This window comes from Paraburkholderia hayleyella, assembly GCF_009455685.1.
GTDB classification, from domain to species: domain Bacteria; phylum Pseudomonadota; class Gammaproteobacteria; order Burkholderiales; family Burkholderiaceae; genus Paraburkholderia; species Paraburkholderia hayleyella.
On record NZ_QPES01000001.1, the window covers coordinates 122,368 to 142,522 of the forward strand.

The following is a 20,155-nucleotide window of genomic DNA, read 5'->3' on the forward strand; positions in this document are numbered from 1 at the left end:
ATCTTACGCTGGATGGGTGTCAGGCCTTCTGACCGGCGCTGGGCATGCAAGGTTCATCATGCGCTTTGGCGCCGCCCTCTGGTGTTAGCAGCAAGCCCATGACGCTGCTGGCTTGCATGCTCATACGGCCCCGATACACTGAAACCAGAGCGCCGTCCGGCGGACGTCGCAGCACCCGCATGACGAGGTTAGCCATGAGCACAGCCATCATCAGACCCGAACTCGCCGTCGCATCATTCGGCCAGATTTACGACCTTGAACAGGTCGAGGCCGCACTCAGCAGTCTCACCGAAAGCGCCAGCGAGGCGCTACGTGCCACCTACGAAAAAATGCTGAAGGTCGGCAACCTGCGCTTTTGCGTGAAACCCAACCGCATGCCGTCGCTCGACGAACTGATCGACGCATTGCCAAACTTCGCGGAACCCCTGAACGACGTGCGGCGGCAACTCGCGCTCTGCCTCGAAACGGAAGACCGGCTCGAATTGATGCCCATCCTGCTGCTCGGCGATCCAGGCATCGGCAAGACGCATTTCGCCAAACACCTGGCACGCCTGCTGGGCACGTCCTATCACTATGTCGCAATGAGTTCGCTGACGGCGGGCTGGATCTTGTCGGGAGCCTCTTCGCAATGGAAAAACGCCAAGCCGGGCAAGGTGTTCGACGCCCTGGTGAACGGCAGCTACGCCAATCCGGTGTTGGTGGTCGATGAAATCGACAAGGCGGGCGGTGACACTCAGTACGATCCGCTCGGCGCGCTGTATGCACTGTTCGAACACGATACTGCGCAGACTTTCGTCGATGAATTTGCCGAAATTCCGGTGAACGCGAGCCACGTAATCTGGATTGCAACGGCAAATGACGCGCAAGCCATTCCCGAGCCGATTCTCAACCGGATGAATGTGTATGAGATTCCGCCGCCGGACCGCGACGGTGCACGCCGCATCGCCCAGGCGATCTACGCCGAAATCCGTCTGGCACATGGCTGGGGCCTGCGTTTTTCCGCCCAGCTCGGCGACAGCGTCCTTGATGTACTGGTCCAGGCATCGCCGCGCACGATGCGCCGTGCCATCCTGAATGGCTTTGGCGCAGCATGCATCGACCACCGTGACGAGATCAGCGCTGACGATATCCGCCTTGATTCAGGCGCACGGCGCAAGTCCATCGGCTTTTGAGCTGTTGCACACCTGACGGCGTACACTGGCGCGCGGCGCACACGTTCAACGCCATCTACGACCATGGGCGGTACAGCTTTGCCAGCTTGCCGCCCATGTCCGCCAGCACACGAACCTACGAACCCCACGCCGTGCAAGGCACTGCGGCAGAAAACATGGACCACATTGAATGCATCGTGATTGGCGCGGGGGTCATTGGCCTCGCGGTAGCGCGCGCGCTGGCGGCGCGAGGACGGGAAGTCATCGTGCTCGAAGCGACCGCAGCGATCGGCGTGGAAACCAGCTCACGTAACAGCGAAGTGATTCACGCGGGCCTGTATTACCCGCGTGGCTCACTCAAGGCAGCGTTATGCGTGCAAGGACGTGAACTGCTTTATGACTATTGCGCCATGCGCGGCATCCCTCATCAACGCTGCGGCAAGCTGCTGGTCGCCACTGCGACCAGCCAGATTCCGCAGCTTGAGCGCATCATCGCGCGCGGCAAGGAAAATGGCGTACTCGACCTGATCCGGCTCAAGCCCGCCGAAGCTCAGACGCTTGAACCCGAACTCGCCTGCGTCGATGCGGTGTTTTCACCGCAAACGGGCATCGTCGATAGTCATCAGTTGATGCTGGCACTGCAAGCCGACGCCGAACGCGATGGCGCGGCTTGCGTGTTTCATGCCCCGGTCGAAGCCGTCACCGTTAACCAGAACAGCTTTAACGTGCACCTCGGTGGCGCGGCGCCTGCGGCCATTCGTGCATCGTGCGTGATCAACAGCGCAGGCTTGCATGCCAATGCGCTCGCGCGCCGGATCCACGGGCTCGATCCGCGCCACGTTCCACCGCTTTATCTGGCACGCGGCAATTACTTCGGCATGTCAGGCCGCGCGCCATTTAGCCGACTGATTTATCCCATGCCGAACGAGGCGGGGCTGGGTGTCCATCTGACACTCGATCAAAGCGGCCAGGCGCGCTTCGGCCCCGATGTCGAATGGATTGAAGCCATCCATTACGACGTCAACCCGGAACGTGCCGCATCTTTTTACAGTGCGATTCGCGCCTACTGGCCAGCGTTGCCCGATGGCGCGCTACAACCGGCCTACTCGGGTATTCGCCCCAAGCTGTCAGGTCCGGGCGAAGCAGCCGCCGATTTCGTCATTCAGGGCCCCGCTGCCCATGGCGTGCGCGGCCTCGTCAATCTGTATGGCATCGAGTCGCCTGGGCTAACGGCCTCGCTGGCCATCGCGCAGCGCGTCTGCGAGCTAGCGGGACGCTAAGCGTGGATGATCGCGGGCAGGCGTGCCGCATGCCTTATCTCAACTATATGAACCACGACGCGTTGATCAGGAGAGGCGTTGCTATTCTGGGGGCCGCCGTCGGCTGAACGGCACCACATCCAATAAAAACGGAGTCCCTCCCCATGAAAACCTCCCGTCGCACCTTTTTGCTCACTAGTCTGGGGGCTGCTTCAAGCTTCGCCCTTTCACGCCAGGCGCTCGCCGCACCCTCCACCGTCACCGCGGCAGCCCCGGTAAAAATCGCGGAAAACGACCCCGTTGCGCTCGCACTCGGTTATGCCCCGGACGCCACCACCGTCGACAAAAAGAAATACGTGAAATATGCCGCAGGCCAGGACTGCGGCAATTGCAGTTTTTATCAGGGCAAAACTACTGAGCCGTGGGCCCATTGCCCGATGTTCGGCAACAAACTGGTGGCCAGCAAGGCGTGGTGCAACGCCTATAGCAAAAGAACCTGAGAACCCTGAATATTGGCTGGCATCATTTTCAAGATAATCTGCGCACAGAGCGCTAGACCATTCGATTAATTGCAGACAGCCCATGTCTGCTCCTGCAAGGCGCTTGCCGCGATCTGCGACAAGCGCTTTTTTGTTTGTGCTTGAAAGACATGGCACGGCTCTCTACACTCGCCATGCGTTTTACATCGACTTGCTCCGTCTGGGCGAACCGCCTGAGACGCGTTACCACGCTATTCCACATGTTGGAGATATAGATGGCACCGGCATCAAAGAGCCTCAACAACCGGGCGATCGCCGCTGCGGTCGTCGGCAACGCACTCGAATGGTATGACTTCACCGTGTTCGGCTTCATGACGGTGGTGATCGCCGAACTGTTCTTTCCTACCCATGATGAATACTCGTCGTTGCTCCTCGCCACGGCAAGTTTCGGCGTAGCTTTTTTCATGCGGCCAATTGGCGGCATCGTGCTGGGGCTATACGCCGATCGCGCAGGACGCAAGGCCGCACTCACCATGGTGATAGCGCTGATGACGCTCGGCATCTTGCTGCTTGCCATTGCGCCACCCTATTCAGCAATCGGCATTGGCGCGCCCATCATCATCGTGGTGGGCCGGTTACTGCAGGGGTTTTCGGCCGGCGGAGAGTTCGGCAGCTCAACGGCATTGCTCATCGAAGCCGCACCGCCCTCCCGCCGTGGCTATTACGGCAGTTGGCAAATGGCCAGCCAGGCGGCAGCGCTGCTGATCGGCGCGCTGGTCGGCGCAGCTATTTCACGAGGCCTGTCACAAGAAGCGCTGCACTCATGGGGTTGGCGCGTGCCGTTTATTCTCGGGCTGGTAATTGGCCCTGTCGGTTTTTATATCCGCCGCCATCTGACAGATTCAGAAGTTTTTTTGCACGCAAAACAAACAGCGCCGCGCGTCACACTGCGCGATGTCTTCAAAAACCATACCCGGGAGATCGTTTGCGGCCTGGGCGCCGTCATTGCACTGACCGCGACCGTCTACGTCTTTATCAGCTATCTGCCGACCTTCGCCGTCAAGCAACTCAAACTGCCCTACGCGGAGTCGTTCTATGCGCTGATTGTCGGCAACCTGCTACTCACCGTGCTATCGCCGATCACCGGTGCGTGGTCAGACAAGATTGGACGCAAAGGCTTGTCGCTGTGGTCGCTGGGAATCTCGCTCGTGCTGATCTATCCGCTGTTCGCGTGGCTTGCCGCAGAACCCAGCATCATGCGGTTAATCATTGTGCAAGCCATCTTGTCGGTCACGCTCTCGGGCTATTACGGGCCCTTTGGTGCGATGATCGCTGAACTGTTTCCCGCCCATGTGCGCTCCACAGGCCTTTCGCTTGCGTACAACATCGCGGTCATGCTGTTTGGCGGGTTCGGGCCATTCATCGTGACGTGGCTGCTCAAGCATACCGGCTCGCCACTGGCACCCACCTATTACGTCATGAGCGGGCTAGCGTTGTCATTTGTGGCGATCGCATGGATTCCGTCGCAACGTCACGCCGCTCTGGAAGCTCAGCGCAAACGGGTATAACCGGGCTCTGCGGCTCAGACACGGACAGCATGCATGTTTCGTGCGTCCGTGTCGCATGCCCTACCGTACGGATCAGGCTCAATCAGACTCAATCAGGCACGGGCAAGCGCCAGCGGCGGGCGCCGGTCAAACCATGGGCGTGCCGCTTCAAGTTGCGCAGCCAGCCTGAAGAGCGTCGCCTCATCCCCATGACGTCCGGCAAACTGCACGCCCACCGGTAAATTGCGTGCATTCCAGTAAAGCGGCACCGACATCGCGGGTTGCCCGCTCAGGTTGAACACCTCCGTGCAGCCCGCCCAGGAAAATGCCTTGTTGGCGGCCTCGTCCAGCAGCTTTTTCATGAATGCTTCGAGCGGAAAAGTGCTGACCATGCGCATTTGCACACGCTCCATCAGGCTGGAGCGCATTTCACCGATCTTGATCGGCGGAGCCGCTAGCGTTGCGCACAGGATCACGTCGTAGCGTGTCAGCAAATCAGTTAGCCGCGTCGACACACGTTGCTGCTCCTCCAGCGCGCTCGCCAGACTGCGTTCGCCCAGCTTGCGTCCGATATGCGCCATCGTCCAGGTCTCGATCTCGAACTCAGCCCGCACAGGTTTGCTGCCCGTCAGGCGCTGTGCCTTCAATACGAAATTTTCAGCGTCAATCGACCACAACATTAAAAACGCGTGCCGCACCTGAGCGAAATCAATGCCCAGTGAAACGGGCTCGACATGATGCCCAAACGAAGCCGCGAGTTGCGCGGCATCCTCCAGTGCGGCAAGCGTGTCACCCGATAGCGCGGTTGCGAACATCGGGTCTGTCACGTAAGCGATATGCAAGGGCTGACAGGGCTCGCCAGCGGCTGCCAGAAAAGTGCCAGGCGAACCCGGCGCCAGGTTCGCCTGCCCCGAGGTCAAATCAAGCAGCAGTGCGCTATCGCGCACACTGCGCGAAATGGCGTGATCCACGCTCAGCCCGCCTGGCACCGATGAGGGAGCAGACGGCGGTTGCCTGCCACGTGATGGCTTGAAGCCAAAAAGCCCGCAACATGAAGCAGGAATACGAATGGAGCCACCGCCATCGGATGCATGTGCCAACGGCACGACCCCTGCTGCAACGGCGGCAGCCGTGCCACCACTTGAGCCGCCTGGCGTGTGATCGAGATTCCAGGGGTTACGGCATGGACCGAATAGCTCGGGTTCGGTATAGGGCATCTGGCCCAGTTCAGACGTGCTGGTTTTGCCGAAGATATTGAGCCCAGCGGCCTTTGTCAGTGCAATCACAGGCGAATCTTCGGACGGAACGAAATGACGGTAGTAGCGGCTACCCATCGACATCCGCAGCCCCGCCACCGCCGCCCCCAGATCCTTGACCAGATACGGCACGCCTGCCAACGGCCCACTGCCACCGCCATTTTCGTCGGACAAAGCGGCTCGTTTGCGGGCTGCGTCGTAATCCTTAAGCACCAGTGCGTTAATCGCGGGATTGGTTGCCTCGGCCCGCGCGATGGCGGTATCGAGCAGTTCGCGGGCGCTCACTTCACGCTTCTGGATAAGCTCAGCGAGGCGCATGGCATCGCAGGCGAGGTAATCGGATTGCACGACGGAAACGCCTCTTGCTAGATAAGTGACTGAATGGTGAATAACGCTGGGGCCAGGCTAGCGCAAAAGACAGGCGGACCTACATCTGCTCACCCAGAAAGGTCAGCGTGCGGCCATGCGCCAAGGCTGCTGCATGCTGGTTATAAGACGCGCGGTCCGTGCAGTTAAAGCCATGGTCCGCATTGGGATAGAGATGAAATTCAGCGGCGCGATGGCCCGTGAAACACTCTTTCACCTGGCTCACAGCAGACAGCGGGATTCCCGTATCGAGTTCAGCGTAATGAAACTGGATGGGTACCGTGATTTTCGCGGCAACGTCGAGCTGGTTCTGGATACCGCCGCCGTAATAAGCCACCGCGCCGTCCAGCAACCCTTGCGCGGCGGCTAGATAAGCCAGCCGGCCACCAAAGCAATAACCAATAGCCGCGATTTTGCCGCTCACTTCGGGCATCGCGCGCAACACCGCCACCGCTGCGCCGACATCGGCCACAGCCAGGTTCACATCGGTTTTTTGCAGAAGTTCGATACCTTTGTCGCGGTCCGCTCCAGCGTAGGCCAGCTCAACACGCGGCTGGGTGCGCCAGAAAATGTCCGGTGCCAGCGCGATGTAACCATCCTGGGCGTATTGGTCCGCCACATTGCGGATATGGCTGTTGACGCCAAAAATTTCCTGAATAATCACGACCGCTGGCCCCTTGCCACTTTTTGGCAGCGCCAGGTAGCCGCCAAAATTGTCATTGCCAGCCGGGATATCGATCCATCGGGATGTCACGCTCACATTGCTCTCCTTGAATAAAATGCAGAGGCAGCCGATCAATACGGGAAAATGCCGTGCTATCCGCGGCCATGACCAGAATTGAACCTCTAATGGCCGGCCAGTGTGCCATCAAACGCCGGAACCGTGCATCTGGCCAGACGGCCGATTGACGCCAGAACCCCAATCGCCGACGCTAGCAACCGGCTCATTCACGGGCATCTCGTTCGCGTTCAGTGGAACGGGTCATGCCACACCGCTCGCAGCTCAATCAGCCCTGGTACAAAAAGGGAACCGCTCATGTCCGAACACCACTTTGTCTCGCCATTTGCCCAACGCTTCAATCTCAGCGTGCCGGTCGTTCAGGCACCCATGGCCGGAGGGCCGACGTCACCGGCCATGGTCGCCGCGGTGTCGAACACCGGCGCACTAGGCTTTCTCGCAGCCGCACCTTTTTCGCCTGAAAAACTCGCCACGGAAGTCGCCGCCATCCGTGCGCTCACCCCACGCCCTTTTGGCGTCAACCTGTTCGTTCTCGATCCCGCCGCACCCGATGACTCCACCGTGCGCCATGCCCTTGCCGCGATTGACCCGTTACGCGCCGCCCTCGGCTTGCCCCCTGGTCATCCGCTAGAACAATACGCACCCGATTTCCAGGCGCAACTGAAGATGCTGGTTGAATTGCGCGTGCCGGTCGTCAGCTTCACCTTTGGCGTACTGCCACGACATGACGTGGCCCGTCTGCAGGCGGCAGGCAGTTATGTCATCGGCACCGCCACGCATGTCGCTGAAGGCCTTGCCTGGCAGGCAGCAGGGGCCGATGCGATCGCGGCACAAGGAGCGGAGGCGGGCGCACATCGCGGCACTTTTATCGGCGAAGCCGAAGACGCGCTGATCGGCACCATGGCGCTCGTGCCGCAGCTTGTCGATGCCATCGGCCTGCCCGTACTCGCGGCTGGCGGCATCATGGATGGCCGGGGCATCGTTGCCGCACTCGCCCTGGGCGCGCAAGCGGCGCAGATGGGCACCGCGTTTCTGAATTGCGCCGAGAGCACGATCCCTGCGGCATGGAAAGCCCGCCTCCGCACCGCCTCCGACACCGCCACGCGCGTGACGCCAGCCATCACCGGCCGCCACGCCAGAGGTATCCGCAACCCGCTGATGCAACAATTGGCCGGGCAACCTGGACACATCGCCCCGTATCCCGTTCAAAATGCGCTCACCCAGGAATTACGCCAGACAGCCGGAAGAACCGATAACGGTGACTACCTTTCGCTCTGGTCAGGGCAGGGGGTACCGCTTGGCCAAAAGCGGCCGCTGAATATACCTGCAGCGCTTCTGGTCAATCAGCTCGATGCCGAATGGCGTGTTATCGCAGCAAAAATCGGAGCCCTGAATCACCAGGGTGAGGCGTAATCCGGTCTGCTCAAGCCCGTCTTCGCATCGTTATTATTTTTGACTCAAGGCGCGCATTAATACGTTGTGTACGTCCCACTTAAACCGCGTTAATACCGCTTGCACCAACATTAGTACGCGCCATGAAAAATCATATATATCAAATATTTACTGAAACATTACCCGCACTACTCTCAACACTTCCAAAGAAAAGCAATCAGCTACATCCGAGTTTTCTCAAAAAAATCCCACGAATTAATTTGATCCCCCTACACTTGCGCGCAAGTACGGTTTGGCTCCGTTTTATTACTTGCGGACTAACGTACTGAAGTACCGAAGAAGGCATCAGCGATACATCCGGCGTAGTCGTCCACGGGATTGGGCAGCACGTATTGGGTACGTGCCAGCCCAGGACGGCAACGCCGTTTCTGGGACCGAAACTGGAGACTCAATATGAACACCAAGATTCAAAAACTGTTGCCTGTTAGTGCTGCGGTCATGCTGAGCGCCACACTGGCGACCACGGCATTCGCCGACGTAGTCGTCAAAATCGGTCACGTTGCTCCGCTGACGGGGGGCATTGCCCATTTGGGCAAAGATAATGAAAACGGTGCACGTCTGGCCATCGAAGAAATCAACGCGAAAGGCTTGACCATCGACGGTCAGAAAATCACGTTGCAAATCGACCCGCAAGACGATGCCGCTGATCCACGCACAGCCACCCAAGTCGCGCAAAAGCTCGTGGACGACAAAGTTGTCGCGGTTGTCGGACACTTGAACTCGGGTACTTCAATTCCCGCCTCAAAGATTTATAGCGATGCCGGTATCGTGCAGATTTCACCGTCGTCCACCAACCCGGCTTATACCCAGCAAGGCTTCAAAACCACTTATCGCGTTGTCGCAACCGATGCGCAACAAGGCCCCGCGCTAGCCAACTACGCCTTCAAGACGATGAAGCTCAAGAGCGTCGCCATCGTCGATGACTCAACGGCATATGGCCAAGGGCTGGCAAACGAGTTCGAAAAAACCGCGAAATCCCTTGGCATGAAGGTGCTCTCGCATGATGCGACCAACGATAAAGCGGTCGATTTTCGCGCGATCCTGACCAAAATCAAAGGCGAAAACCCTGACGCGATCATGTACGGCGGCATGGATGCCACCGGCGGCCCATTTGCCAAACAGGCCAAACAGCTAGGTTTGCGCGCTCGCATGTTATCCGGCGATGGCGTCTGTACCGACAAGCTGTCTGATCTGGCTGGAGATGCCACCGACAACATCGTTTGCTCACAGGCCGGCATGGCGCTGGAAAAAATGGACGGTGGCAAAGCCTTTGAGACGAAGTACGAAAAACGTTTCGGCCAGCCCATCCAGATCTACGCACCGTTTACGTATGATGCGGTCTATATCATCGTCGACGCGATGAAGCGCGCCAACTCAACGGATCCGGCCAAAATCCTCGCCGCCATGCCCAAAACTCAATACAAGGGCGTGATTGGCGAGACGACATTCGATGCCAAGGGCGATCTCAAGCACGGTGTGATTTCGCTCTATAACTACAAGGGCGGCAAAAAATCTGTGCTCGACATCGTCAAGATGTAAGCATCCTGAACACTGTGCAAAGGATCACAGGCTCATTGCCGTTTATCCGATGCATAGTGTCTGGCACCGCACCAGGGCACGCGAGCTTCCCGCTACGCGTGCTTTTTTTCAACAACGCGAGAGACTCGCTGCTGATATAGCTAATACAGCTGATACGTAACAACCATATAAAAAGCACATAACAACCTGGGGGAAAACACCGTGACACGCTCCATCGACCACGAATGGCAACGCTGGATCGCTGAGAACCTGCTGTTTGACGCGGCCCCGGAGAGTATTCAGGCAATGCTTGTCGCGCAGGGCTTTAATGCGCAAGAGGCCGAACGCGAAATCCATACCGCGCTCGCCAGCCCTTATCTGCAAGGCGGCACCCGTTTGCGTAACCGTCTGCGCAAGCGCGACTGGATCTTGTCGGTCTATCGCTCCCAGCAACGCGCCCGCGCGCATTCCGGCATGGTCGAGCGCCGCGAAAAACTCTCACGCACAGCGTTTTTCGAAGAGTATTACCAGCAAAACCGGCCGGTCATTATTAGTGGAATGCTCGATGGCTGGATGGCGCGCAAAAAATGGAATCTGGATTACTTTCGCGCGCAATGCGGCGATTGTGAAATTGAAGTGCAGTTTGACCGGGAAACCGACACCCATTACGAAATCAATCAACCCCGCCTGAAACGGACGATGCGCTTTGGCGACTATGTCGATCTGGTCGAACGAAGCAGCCCGACGAACAATTTTTATATGACGGCCAATAACACATCGCACAACCGTCAGGCGCTCGCTGCGTTGTGGCCCGATGCACCGCCGATCGGCGAATATCTCGATGCAAACTCGCCCGATACCGGTTTTTTCTGGTTTGGTCCGGCAGGCACCCGAACCCCGTTTCATCACGATCTGACCAATAACTTCATGGCACAGGTTATTGGCCGCAAACGCATCACGCTCGTGCCGCTGTGCGACACGCCTTATATGTACAACTTGCTGCATTGCTATTCTCAGGTGGACGGCAGCGCAATCGATTTCGCCCGTTTTCCTGAGATGCGGCATGCGCAAATCATCGATTGCACGCTTGAGCCAGGAGAATTGCTGTTTTTGCCCATCGGCTGGTGGCATTACGTCGAAGGGCTTGATGTGTCAGTCACCATGACCTTCATCAACTTCCTGGAACCTAACGATTTTTCCCAGCAGTACACCACCTGGAATGAAGTCTGAACCAGCTGCGTCATACCTCTCGCGCGTGCACCAACCAAACAGCGGACCGTGTGATTTACGGGCCCGCTGTTTTTACTTCTACTTTCCGCGCTGCGCTCATTTATCCTGCTTATTTACCTTGATTTGTTTATATTGAGCCGCTTGCGTTTCAAGCCGTGAGCAAAACCGCTATTTTTTGACGGCCGAAGTCGCAGCCCCGGCTGGCGAGCCATTCACGACGGACGGCGCACCCAGCAAGTTACCTGTTAGCGAGTTCAGCAAACCGGTGACAGGTGCGAGCAGGTTGGCACTGCCTGCGGCACCGGACGCTCCGGATGTGCCAGCAACCGATGCTGGCGCGCTACCTCCGGCACCCGGATTCACTGTCGCGCTGCCGCTGCCCGCTCCCGAGATAGCAGGCGTCAGGCTACCCGTCAGCGGATTGAGCACGCCCGTGACCGGCGCAAGCAAGCCACCGGCGCCACCCGCACCACCGCTGCTGCCGCCTGCTCCACCGCTGCTGCCGCCTGCTGGAGTATTCAGTGCCCCCGTCAACGAAGAGGTCACCGATGTCAGCGTTCCCGTGACAGGCGCAAGCAGATTGCCAATGCCACCAGGCTGAGCACCGGAGCCGCCACTCAAGGGTCCAGGCAGCGAAGTGAGAATGCCGGTCAAAGGCGCGAGCGGATTGCCTGGCGCCGTGCCGCCCGCCGTGAGCGTTCCGCCAGCAGAATTCACCGTGTCGCCCAGTTTGACCACGACCTTCCCGAGATCCTGCCCCACCGGATTACCTGTCGTGCTACCAATCGTATTGCCGATGCGGATAACCTCATTACCCAGTGTGTCAAGCAGACGATCGAGCGGTTTGCCAAGCCCGGTTGTATCGCCAACGGTTTGCGTTGTCCCTCCAACCAGCGTGGTAACTGGCGTGATCGCGCTGCTAACCGTTTGGGTGATTTGCTGAATCGGCCCACCCGATAGCGTCGAACCCAACTGTGTTCCAAGTCCGCTCACGACGCCCCCCACACCGGACACCAGTCCGCCTACCGGGGCTGCCACAGGATTCAGCACTGCTGTGGGGCCGGAGCCGAGGCTCGTAACGAATTGTCCGGCGCTGTTGACCGCCTGCCCCGCGCTGTTAACCAGATTGCCGCTGCTGGCAAGCGTCGTGCCTAACGGATCGGTGGATTGCCCGAGCTGGCCAAGCCCATTGGTCACCCCGTTTCCTAACCCCGTGACGCCATTTCCGAGATTTGATACGACATTGCCGAGAGCGGCACTCGTCGCAGGATTGCCTCCTGGGATCGGTGTAAGGCCAATCTGCCCACCGAGTGCGGAAGCGGTCTCACCCGTCGTCGTGACAACGTTACCTAGGCCCTGAATCACCTGACCTAATGAGTTCGGGACTGGGTTTGGCGTTGGCGTTGGCGTCGGCGTTGGCGTCGGTGTCGGTGTCGGTGTCGGTGTCGGCGTTGGTGTCGGCGTTGGCGTTGGCGTTGGCGTTGGCGTTGGCGTTGGCGTTGGCGTTGGCGTTGGTGTTGGCGTTGGTGTTGGCGTTGGTGTTGGCGTTGGTGTTGGCGTTGGCGTTGGCGTTGGCGTTGGCGTTGGCGTTGGCGTTGGTGTTGGTGTTGGTGTCGGCGTTGGCGTTGGTGTCGGCGTTGGTGTTGGCGTTGGCGTTGGCGTCGGTGTCGGTGTCGGTGTCGGTGTCGGTGTCGGTGTCGGTGTCGGTGTCGGTGTCGGTGTCGGTGTCGGTGTCGGTGTCGGTGTCGGTGTCGGTGTCGGCGTTGGCGTTGGCGTTGGCGTCGGCGTCGGTGCCCGCGCTGGCGTACCCAGTCCCGGTTTCACCGTTGTGCTTCCGCATCCGGTCAAAATAATGAGCGACGAAATGCACATTGCAATCGCCGTCTGCTTGAAATGGTGGTTCATGGCCCGGCTCCTCGTAATTAAAATAAGCGAGAAACCCACTGCAAACCTCGTGCCAACCATAAACGCTCAAATCAAACATCGTCCAAAACCAATAAAATCAACCTCCGAATAAAAAAACAGATGTATCGGAACCTATACCGAACTCAGAACGTTCCGAAAAATATCTCCCAATCCGCATATGACGTAACGTAACGCCATGCATCGCAAAATCCATAATCGGCCAAGCCAATACCCCTCAATCCCCCCGCATCGTGACGTTATATCCGCAAGCGCCGCATGACCTTCGGCCCAGCAAAGGCCACCAGCGCGGCGCATAGCGCCACAACAGAAAGCCCCACGGGCAAATTCGTCATCTGCGTCACGCCACCGATCACAACAGGCCCCAGCAGCAAGCCGAAATAAGCCAGCCCGGCAACATGAGCCAGCCCCTCCGCCGCGTGAATGCCTTCGACACGTGCCGCCGCCGCAAACAATACCGGCATCATGTTCGCCAACCCGACGCCCATGAGCGTGAAACCCGCCATCGCCGTCACGGGATACGGCAGCAGCAGCGCTCCGATCATTCCGGCGCAGGCGAGCAACCCGCTCGCCAGCACCAGTTGCGGCGCACCAAAATGCGCCCGTACCGCATCGCCCGCAAAACGCGCGGCCGCCATTCCACCAGAAAATGCGGCATACGCGACGCTCGCCGTCGCCGCACTCGTGCCGACGATGTCGCGCATATACACGGTCGCCCAGTCGTACATCGCACCTTCGGCAATCAGTGCAACCAGTGCAATGCCTCCTAGCGCCCACAGCGCGAAAGAGCGCCAGCGGTCCGGCCGAAGCGCACTGGCATCCGTCGGCGCCGCCGGGGCCACATGAGGCAAAACAGCCTGACAGGCCAGCAATAGCACCAGCGCACTCAACACCGCCGCCAGCACAAGATGCACAGCAGGCGTCATGCCGTGCGACAGCAACACGCCACCCACCGCCGCACCGGCCATTCCGCCCACGCTGAACATGCCGTGCAACGCGGACATGATGGGCCGCCCCAATGCGCTTTCGACAGCGCTCGCTTCTGCATTCATCGCTACATCGAGCGTCGCCATGCCCATGCCGAACACCGCCAGCACGACAAGCAGCATCCAGTACATCGGCACGACGAGGATCAGCGCCGCGCACACCGACATCGTGAGCCCACCTCCCAGGCAGGCGCGGCGCGTGCCAACCCGCGCAATCCAGGTGCCGCTTGTCAGCATGGCGACGATCGAACCCACGGCAACCGCGAGCAACGCGACCGAAAGCATGGCCGGATTTAACTGAAAACGGTCGCGCACTGTTGGCACATGCACGCCCCAGGATGCATACATCATCCCAGCGGTGAAAAACAGGGCCATCGTGGCAAAACGGGCGCGCTGACGAACCGCCCCCGGCACCTTGCAATCATTGGCGGGGGATGCGGTGAAACTGGATGGCTGATCGGACACGGAAATCCCAGGATAAGGCGCAATGAGAAACAAATGAAGACGAACCAAGACAGACGAAATACCGAAATACCGAAATGCAACAGAAAAGAACCGGGCAGATGCGGATAGGGCGTCCGCACGGCGTAAAACGTCGATTTTAACGAAGACGGCTTGAGCAACCCGGCCTCGGCAGTTGAACGATGGATATCGCTCCCTGATATATTTCCGTAAGGATGTTGTTTGTTTTCCTTTCAACCCGATCCAAGGTGCTGATTTTGAATATTCCTGCCCACGCTCCACTTCATCTGCTTCATCAAGCCACAATTGGCACACTGGCCACGCAAACACGCCAGCCGACGGGCTTTCCGTATCCCTCTGTACTGCCGTTCGTACTCGACCACCGGCATCGCCCGACGATTTTGGTCAGTCAGCTCGCGGAACACACACGCAACCTGCAGTCCGACCCGCACGCGGGCTTTCTGGTAGTGCACGCGCCGCAAGGTGATGTGCTCAATGCCGAACGCGTAACCCTGCTGGGGCTCTTTGAAAAGCTAGAAACACCGCCAGGCCTGGTTCAACGTTATTTGCGCTATCACCCGGAAGGGCAACGTTATCTGGACCTGGGCGATTTCACGTTCTGGACGATGGCACTTGAGCGGATGCGTTATATCGGCGGGTTCGGCACGATGGGCTGGGTTAAAGGCGATGAACTCGATCCACTAGAGCCGCTAGCCTACGATGAAGAGGCTGAACTCATTACCTTCTTCAAAACACATCCTAAACGCCATGACAATCTGGAATTACTCGGCCTCGACCGTTATGGTGCAGATCTGAAAACCGGCAGCACACGCAGACGCCTGGTATTCGATAGCCCGAAACTTGATACTGCGGCTTTGCAGAGCGCACTCATCAATCATCTTGAAGAAGTACCGAATTAAGCTGGTTTGAGCGCGCTTTAGGGAAAACACCAATCTCCAGGCGCGCCAATATCTGTTTCTTTATGTTACGGAGCCCAAGCTTTCACCGGATGAGATGTTTCCGCCTGATACATGAATTAATTTTCATCATTTGATAATTAATTATGCGATGCCACCCTGGGCGATGACGATTTTTCATAAAAATTCAAAATTTCGTCACTTCCAAAAGTGCAGAAATGTCCGATTTTCCAAAAATACCGTAAGTTTTTTTATTAATTTTCTTCTGGTGCCTTTTCTCTGGTTTCTATTCTGTGTTAATCTCGCCTTCAAATTCCGAGGCATGAACATTTTCAAAGGGCAAGCTGGCTTCAGACTAGCAGTCATTTATCTAATCTAAACCACCAAGGGAACAACCTATGTCCTCTTATAGAGAACTTCTCGCTCAACGAGAAAAGCTGGAGCAGCAGATCGAAGAAGCCAAGTCGCTCGAATATGCGCACGTGCTGAACGAAATCCGTCAAAAAATGGCCGATTATGGCATTACGCTGGCAGAACTAGGTGGTGGCCGCGTTAAAGGTCAAAAGGTCGGCCGGCCACGTGCGGGTGTCGCACCGAAGTACCGCGATCCAATTAGTGGCAGCACCTGGTCTGGTCGTGGCAAGCCACCACGCTGGATCGCAGGCCAAGATCGCGCCCGCTTCCTGATTCAGCCGTAATATCGTAGCCACGATATTTACCGCCTGTTTTTTAGGCAGCAAGAAAAAAAGCCGCACATTTTATGGTTGTGCGGCTTTTTTTCGTTCCTTTATATTTGGAACTGAATTCCCATATGAAACACGTTCCGGTATACGAAAATCGCTTTTAACTGTTTTTTTGACAGGCTGAATGCGAATGCTTCACGTTTAGATAAGCGCCTGATTTAAAAGAAAAATCTGGCGATTTTCCGGCTTTGGCTTGAAGCAGCAGGTAGAATCCTCTGATTGAAACCCCCGCCTGTATCACATGCCTTCCGCTCTCGCCACCCAATTTTCGGAAAAACATCAGGTTGCTCGCAAAAGCACGTTTGTCAGTATCGTGCTCAATACGATACTGGTGACGCTGCAAATTACAATTGGCGTGATAGCCCATTCTCAAGCTCTGGTTGCAGATGGCTTTCATTCTCTAGCCGATCTCGTTTCTGATTTTGTCGTGCTAGCCGCAAATCGCCATAGCGATACGAAACCCGACGCCGACCATAATTACGGACATAGTCGCTATGAAACAGTCGCATCGCTCTTCCTCGGTGCGCTTCTGATTGCAGTCGGCATCGGCATGTTATGGCGAGCAGGTACACGGCTCGCCAATCTGCAGGATATTCCCGCCGTTCATATGAGCGCCCTCGCAGTTGCCATCCTTGTTCTTTTCTCCAAGGAAGCCCTGTTTCGTTACATGTTGCGAGAAGCGCAGCGTGTGCGCTCGGCCATGCTGGTCGCTAATGCGTGGCATGCACGCTCGGATGCGGCATCGTCACTCGTGGTTGCCCTCGGGATCATTGGCAGCCTGGCCGGAATCCGGCTGCTCGACCCAATCGCGGCCGCCATCGTGGGCTTTATGGTCGCTCGCATGGGCTGGACGTTTGGCTGGGACGCGCTACAGGATTTGTCGGATCGCGCGCTAGACGATCTGGCCACCGCCGACGTTCGCGCCAGGTTGTTAGCAACGCCCGGTGTGCGCGACGTACACGACCTTCGCACTCGCAAGATGGGAGATCTCGCGCTGGTAGACGCCCATATTCTGGTTGACCCGCTTATCTCAGTATCGGAAGGGCATTACATTGCGGAGTCAGCCCGCGCCCGTGTGCTGGCTGACCACCGGGTACTCGACGCGCTTATTCACGTCGATCCGGAAAATGACATGACCAGCCAGACCCCGGTTAATTTGCCTCCGCGCGAGCGCATCGTCGCCGAAGTCAATGCCGCGTTAGCCAGCTATGGCGTTCAGCCTGCCGCGATCACGCTTCACTATTTGAGTACCGGCCTGAATGTGGAGATCACGCTAAAAGCGCCCACCGACCCGTTGCACCATGACCTTGCGCAATTGCTGGCGCGCTTTGATCGCGCGGGACTCCAGCACAAACTGGGCGCTCACCGGCTGACCTTGCTCTGGATGGCCAGCAACACAGGTGAATCGGCGCCTCAGCATCCGCCAGCGGTCCATTAAAACGCCAGCGGCCAACGATATACCGGCACTGATTGCGCGCAGCACACGCGGGGCGGGGCACAAGGAGAATTTACCCAGACTTTGGCCCCGTTCCAGCGATTTTTCCTGCTTCGACGCCCAGCGTATTTTGCCCGGCACGCAACTCTGCCAGCATGTTACAAAAAAGTGCGCCTTGCTCGATCGCGTCGTCGAGCGCGACATGCGTATGCGGATGGTCATCGAACCAGTGTTTGGGTAAACGTGGCTTGATGCATTTGCGATACGGCAGCCCAGTCATGGCGAATGCCAGTGTTTTGATATCGAGCGCAGACCACGAAAACGGACAGCGCCCAGTAAAACGCATCATGTACCAGAACATGAACGTGAAATCAAAGCCCGCGGGCATCGCCACGAAAACAGGCTTGCCAGGCAGTGCCTCAACCCATTCGACATACGCCATGAGCGCTACATCGGGCTGCTGCAAATCAAGCCGGCACGCCGCCCAGGCATCCGGCTGGGTTTTCCACCACGCCGCCTGCACCGGATGCGGCGCCGCACCTTCAAGCAAATGAAGATTGGCCGAGAACGTGGCTACAAGCTGCTTGTCTTCGGTGTATGCCGCCGATGCGAAACTCAGCATCGAATGCGGCCCAGGAATAGGACCATCGGCTTCGACATCAGTGCTGACGTAGATTTCATCGCTCATGCGCCCACTCCATCGGCAACATACGGATTGGAGCGGCGCTCAGCGCCGAAGGTCGAAGTCGGCCCGTGGCCCGGAACGAACGTAACATCGTCACCCAACGGCCAGAGTTTTTCGCGGATTGAACGGATCAGATCAGCATGATTGCCACGCGGGAAATCGGTACGGCCAATCGAACCCGCAAATAACACATCCCCCACCAGCGCCAGCCGGTGCGGGCGGCTGAAGAAAACAACATGCCCAGGCGTATGGCCCGGACAGTGATAGACCTCTAGCATTTCATCGCCGAACCGCACCGTATCGCCATCATCAAGCCAGCGGTCCGGCTCAAATGCCTCTGCCACAGGAAAACCCATACGGCGGCTCTGTTCCGGCAGCATCTCGAGCCAGAAGCGCTCATCCTGATGCGGGCCTTCCACCGGCACACCATAATGCGATGCAAGCGCCTTGGCACCCGCGCAATGGTCCACATGGCCATGCGTCAGAAATACTTTTTCAAGCGAGACTTTTTGCCGCGCGATTTCTGCATGAATGAGCTCGAGATCCCCGCCGGGATCAACAGCGGCGGCACGCCCTGTGGCTTCGCAAACAAGCAGCGAGCTGTTTTGCTGGAATGGCGTGACGGGAATTAAAGTGATTTTCATTGGGCCTGACCAGAATGCGAGGAGTTTTCTATCATAAGCGTTTTGGCAATAGCGACGATCCGCTTTCCCTCCTGCCCAGCAGGGTGCCCGAAAGCGCCAGGCGCCCTCTACTAGCCGTTCAGCCGGCCGTCAGGAGTGTTCAGAAAATAAAAATTAGTCATTGTTTTCAATGCTTTTCGTGCCAAAAAAAAGTTTTGCGTATAATGCAGCCACTGCGCATGGAAACCATACGCTGTCACAAGGCGAAACACCATTATCCAAACAGGGTGTCGATCGCCATCCAAAGTAAGGCTGTCGGCTTCATTGGCAGCAAATCCCGCGTCGAAGCCATTCGATGCACACGTCTCATCCAGCCAGGTGCCGCGCGCCTGTTTCGGCCTGAGTGCCATATTGCTGGAGAGGCCTACGCCGCCGTTCCCGCCTGTTGCTACCGGACAGGCGCAAGAATGTGTTGTGATTTGCCACGTTCGATGGCGGCATGTGGGGTCTGGTCCAGCTACTAGGGACAGGTTGCGCCAGACGTGAAAACTAACCGTGCGGTTTCGGCCCTCAGGCCGTTCCGGGTGACACAAGATGTTGTGCCATGCACAGCAAGCTCACCTATTGCCGCCCAAGTCGCATGCAACACGCAGTTATCGCGTGATGTGGCTTGCTACGACAATGACTCGCTTTATGAAGACCAGACTGTCCCGACACCTCGGGAATTTTTGTGCACTTTTTGTGCTGGCAGGCTGCTCGCTGCCTCCTGTAGCCAATCATACGGGAGCCGTTTCAGATGGCATCAGCACAACACAGGCCCAAACCACAGCGGCCAGTAACGCCACACATCATGGCCAGCGCTCCATGTTTGACGAGCTGCCGACCTTCAACGGTCTCAATGGCGCACTGGAAAACGATACGGCAAGCATGAGCCCGGACACCAGCGCATCCGCTCAGACGAAGTCGCTCGCCCAAGCTGAACCGCTGGTCGATACCGACCCCATCGAGTTCCGCCAGACTGGCCGCGCGTCATGGTATGGCAAGCCGTTTCACGGGCGCCGTACCGCCAACGGTGAGCGTTATGACATGCATGCGCTCACGGCCGCCCATCGCACGTTACCGCTCGGTTCATATGTCCGCGTCACCAATCCGTCGACCCAACGCGCCGTGGTGGTACGCATCAACGATCGGGGGCCTTATGTTGGCGGCCGCATCATCGACCTGTCCTATGCCGCAGCCACTGTGCTGGGGTTGCGACAGGTCGGCACAGCCAAGGTACGGCTCGAGGGCTTGACACGCCAGCAAGCCAAAGCTGCTCGCAACGACACGCTTGCCATCAACGCGGGCCGCAGGTAACACGCAAACCGACGGTACAGGCCACACG

General features: G+C 57.9%; 17 protein-coding genes and 1 pseudogene. 11 read left to right on the forward strand and 7 right to left on the reverse strand.

Going from position 1 to position 20,155, the window contains the following annotated elements:
* The first annotated feature begins 194 nt into the window (after positions 1 to 194).
* From GH657_RS00550 to GH657_RS00565, 4 genes are all read left to right on the forward strand, one after another.
* Positions 195 to 1,172, forward strand: coding sequence for an AAA family ATPase (locus GH657_RS00550; protein WP_153098874.1), 978 nt, complete (start codon positions 195 to 197; stop codon positions 1,170 to 1,172).
* A 155-nt stretch (positions 1,173 to 1,327) separates the two neighbouring features.
* Positions 1,328 to 2,431, forward strand: coding sequence for an NAD(P)/FAD-dependent oxidoreductase (locus GH657_RS00555; RefSeq protein ID WP_153098875.1), 1,104 nt, complete (start codon positions 1,328 to 1,330; stop codon positions 2,429 to 2,431).
* Positions 2,432 to 2,574: 143 nt separating this feature from the next.
* Positions 2,575 to 2,910 carry a high-potential iron-sulfur protein gene (locus GH657_RS00560; protein ID WP_153098877.1) on the forward strand — a complete coding sequence of 112 codons (336 nt, stop codon included), beginning with the start codon at positions 2,575 to 2,577 and terminating at the stop codon, positions 2,908 to 2,910.
* 254 nt (positions 2,911 to 3,164) lie between these two features.
* Entirely contained in the window at positions 3,165 to 4,457 is a 1,293-nt protein-coding gene (locus tag GH657_RS00565; RefSeq protein WP_153098879.1) for an MFS transporter, read from the forward strand.
* Positions 4,458 to 4,549: 92 nt separating this feature from the next.
* On the opposite strand, the gene GH657_RS00570 is transcribed toward GH657_RS00565, so the two are convergent.
* Positions 4,550 to 6,040, reverse strand: a complete 1,491-nt coding sequence (locus GH657_RS00570; protein WP_174769837.1) for an amidase — start codon at positions 6,038 to 6,040, stop codon at positions 4,550 to 4,552.
* A 79-nt stretch (positions 6,041 to 6,119) separates the two neighbouring features.
* Positions 6,120 to 6,818: a dienelactone hydrolase family protein gene (locus tag GH657_RS00575; RefSeq protein ID WP_153098881.1), complete on the reverse strand. Its 699-nt coding sequence runs from the start codon at positions 6,816 to 6,818 to the stop codon at positions 6,120 to 6,122.
* Between the two features lie 276 nt (positions 6,819 to 7,094).
* Between GH657_RS00575 and GH657_RS00580 the strand changes: the two genes are divergently transcribed.
* The 3 genes from GH657_RS00580 (at position 7,095) to GH657_RS00590 (ending at position 10,997) form a co-directional block, all read left to right on the forward strand.
* On the forward strand, positions 7,095 to 8,210 hold the full coding sequence (locus tag GH657_RS00580; protein ID WP_153098882.1) for an NAD(P)H-dependent flavin oxidoreductase: 1,116 nt from the start codon (positions 7,095 to 7,097) through the stop codon (positions 8,208 to 8,210).
* A 432-nt stretch (positions 8,211 to 8,642) separates the two neighbouring features.
* Entirely contained in the window at positions 8,643 to 9,788 is a 1,146-nt protein-coding gene (locus GH657_RS00585; RefSeq protein WP_153098884.1) for a branched-chain amino acid ABC transporter substrate-binding protein, read from the forward strand.
* Positions 9,789 to 9,989: 201 nt separating this feature from the next.
* Entirely contained in the window at positions 9,990 to 10,997 is a 1,008-nt protein-coding gene (locus tag GH657_RS00590) for a cupin-like domain-containing protein (RefSeq protein WP_246173943.1), read from the forward strand.
* 168 nt (positions 10,998 to 11,165) lie between these two features.
* On the opposite strand, the pseudogene GH657_RS00595 reads toward GH657_RS00590, so the two are convergent.
* Positions 11,166 to 12,473 (reverse strand): annotated as a pseudogene (locus GH657_RS00595) (collagen-like triple helix repeat-containing protein); the annotation flags it as partial.
* A gap of 686 nt (positions 12,474 to 13,159) precedes the next feature.
* Entirely contained in the window at positions 13,160 to 14,506 is a 1,347-nt protein-coding gene (locus tag GH657_RS00600) for an MFS transporter (protein WP_343031277.1), read from the reverse strand.
* 119 nt (positions 14,507 to 14,625) lie between these two features.
* On the opposite strand from GH657_RS00600, the gene GH657_RS00605 reads away from it, so the two are divergent.
* The 3 genes from GH657_RS00605 (at position 14,626) to GH657_RS00615 (ending at position 17,466) form a co-directional block, all read left to right on the forward strand.
* Positions 14,626 to 15,288 (forward strand): HugZ family pyridoxamine 5'-phosphate oxidase, encoded by a 663-nt coding sequence (locus GH657_RS00605; RefSeq protein ID WP_153098886.1) that lies wholly within the window; start codon positions 14,626 to 14,628, stop codon positions 15,286 to 15,288.
* A 395-nt stretch (positions 15,289 to 15,683) separates the two neighbouring features.
* Positions 15,684 to 15,983 carry an H-NS histone family protein gene (locus GH657_RS00610; RefSeq protein ID WP_153098887.1) on the forward strand — a complete coding sequence of 100 codons (300 nt, stop codon included), beginning with the start codon at positions 15,684 to 15,686 and terminating at the stop codon, positions 15,981 to 15,983.
* A 286-nt stretch (positions 15,984 to 16,269) separates the two neighbouring features.
* A complete protein-coding gene (locus GH657_RS00615; protein WP_153098889.1) occupies positions 16,270 to 17,466 on the forward strand; it encodes a cation diffusion facilitator family transporter in 1,197 nt (398 codons plus the stop codon).
* A 70-nt stretch (positions 17,467 to 17,536) separates the two neighbouring features.
* Here the strand turns inward: GH657_RS00615 and GH657_RS00620 are convergent, their stop codons facing one another.
* The 3 genes from GH657_RS00620 to GH657_RS00630 form a co-directional block, all read right to left on the reverse strand.
* On the reverse strand, positions 17,537 to 18,151 hold the full coding sequence (locus GH657_RS00620; RefSeq protein ID WP_153098891.1) for a 3'-5' exonuclease family protein: 615 nt from the start codon (positions 18,149 to 18,151) through the stop codon (positions 17,537 to 17,539).
* Entirely contained in the window at positions 18,148 to 18,792 is a 645-nt protein-coding gene (locus GH657_RS00625) for an MBL fold metallo-hydrolase (protein WP_153098893.1), read from the reverse strand. The genes GH657_RS00620 and GH657_RS00625 overlap by 4 nt, the downstream gene beginning before the upstream one ends.
* A 110-nt stretch (positions 18,793 to 18,902) precedes the next feature.
* The gene (locus GH657_RS00630) at positions 18,903 to 19,181 is read right to left on the reverse strand and encodes a hypothetical protein (RefSeq protein ID WP_153098895.1); all 279 of its coding nucleotides are present in this window, start codon (positions 19,179 to 19,181) and stop codon (positions 18,903 to 18,905) included.
* A gap of 283 nt (positions 19,182 to 19,464) precedes the next feature.
* Between GH657_RS00630 and GH657_RS00635 the strand changes: the two genes are divergently transcribed.
* Positions 19,465 to 20,127 carry a septal ring lytic transglycosylase RlpA family protein gene (locus GH657_RS00635; protein ID WP_174769838.1) on the forward strand — a complete coding sequence of 221 codons (663 nt, stop codon included), beginning with the start codon at positions 19,465 to 19,467 and terminating at the stop codon, positions 20,125 to 20,127.
* Positions 20,128 to 20,155 lie beyond the last annotated feature (28 nt).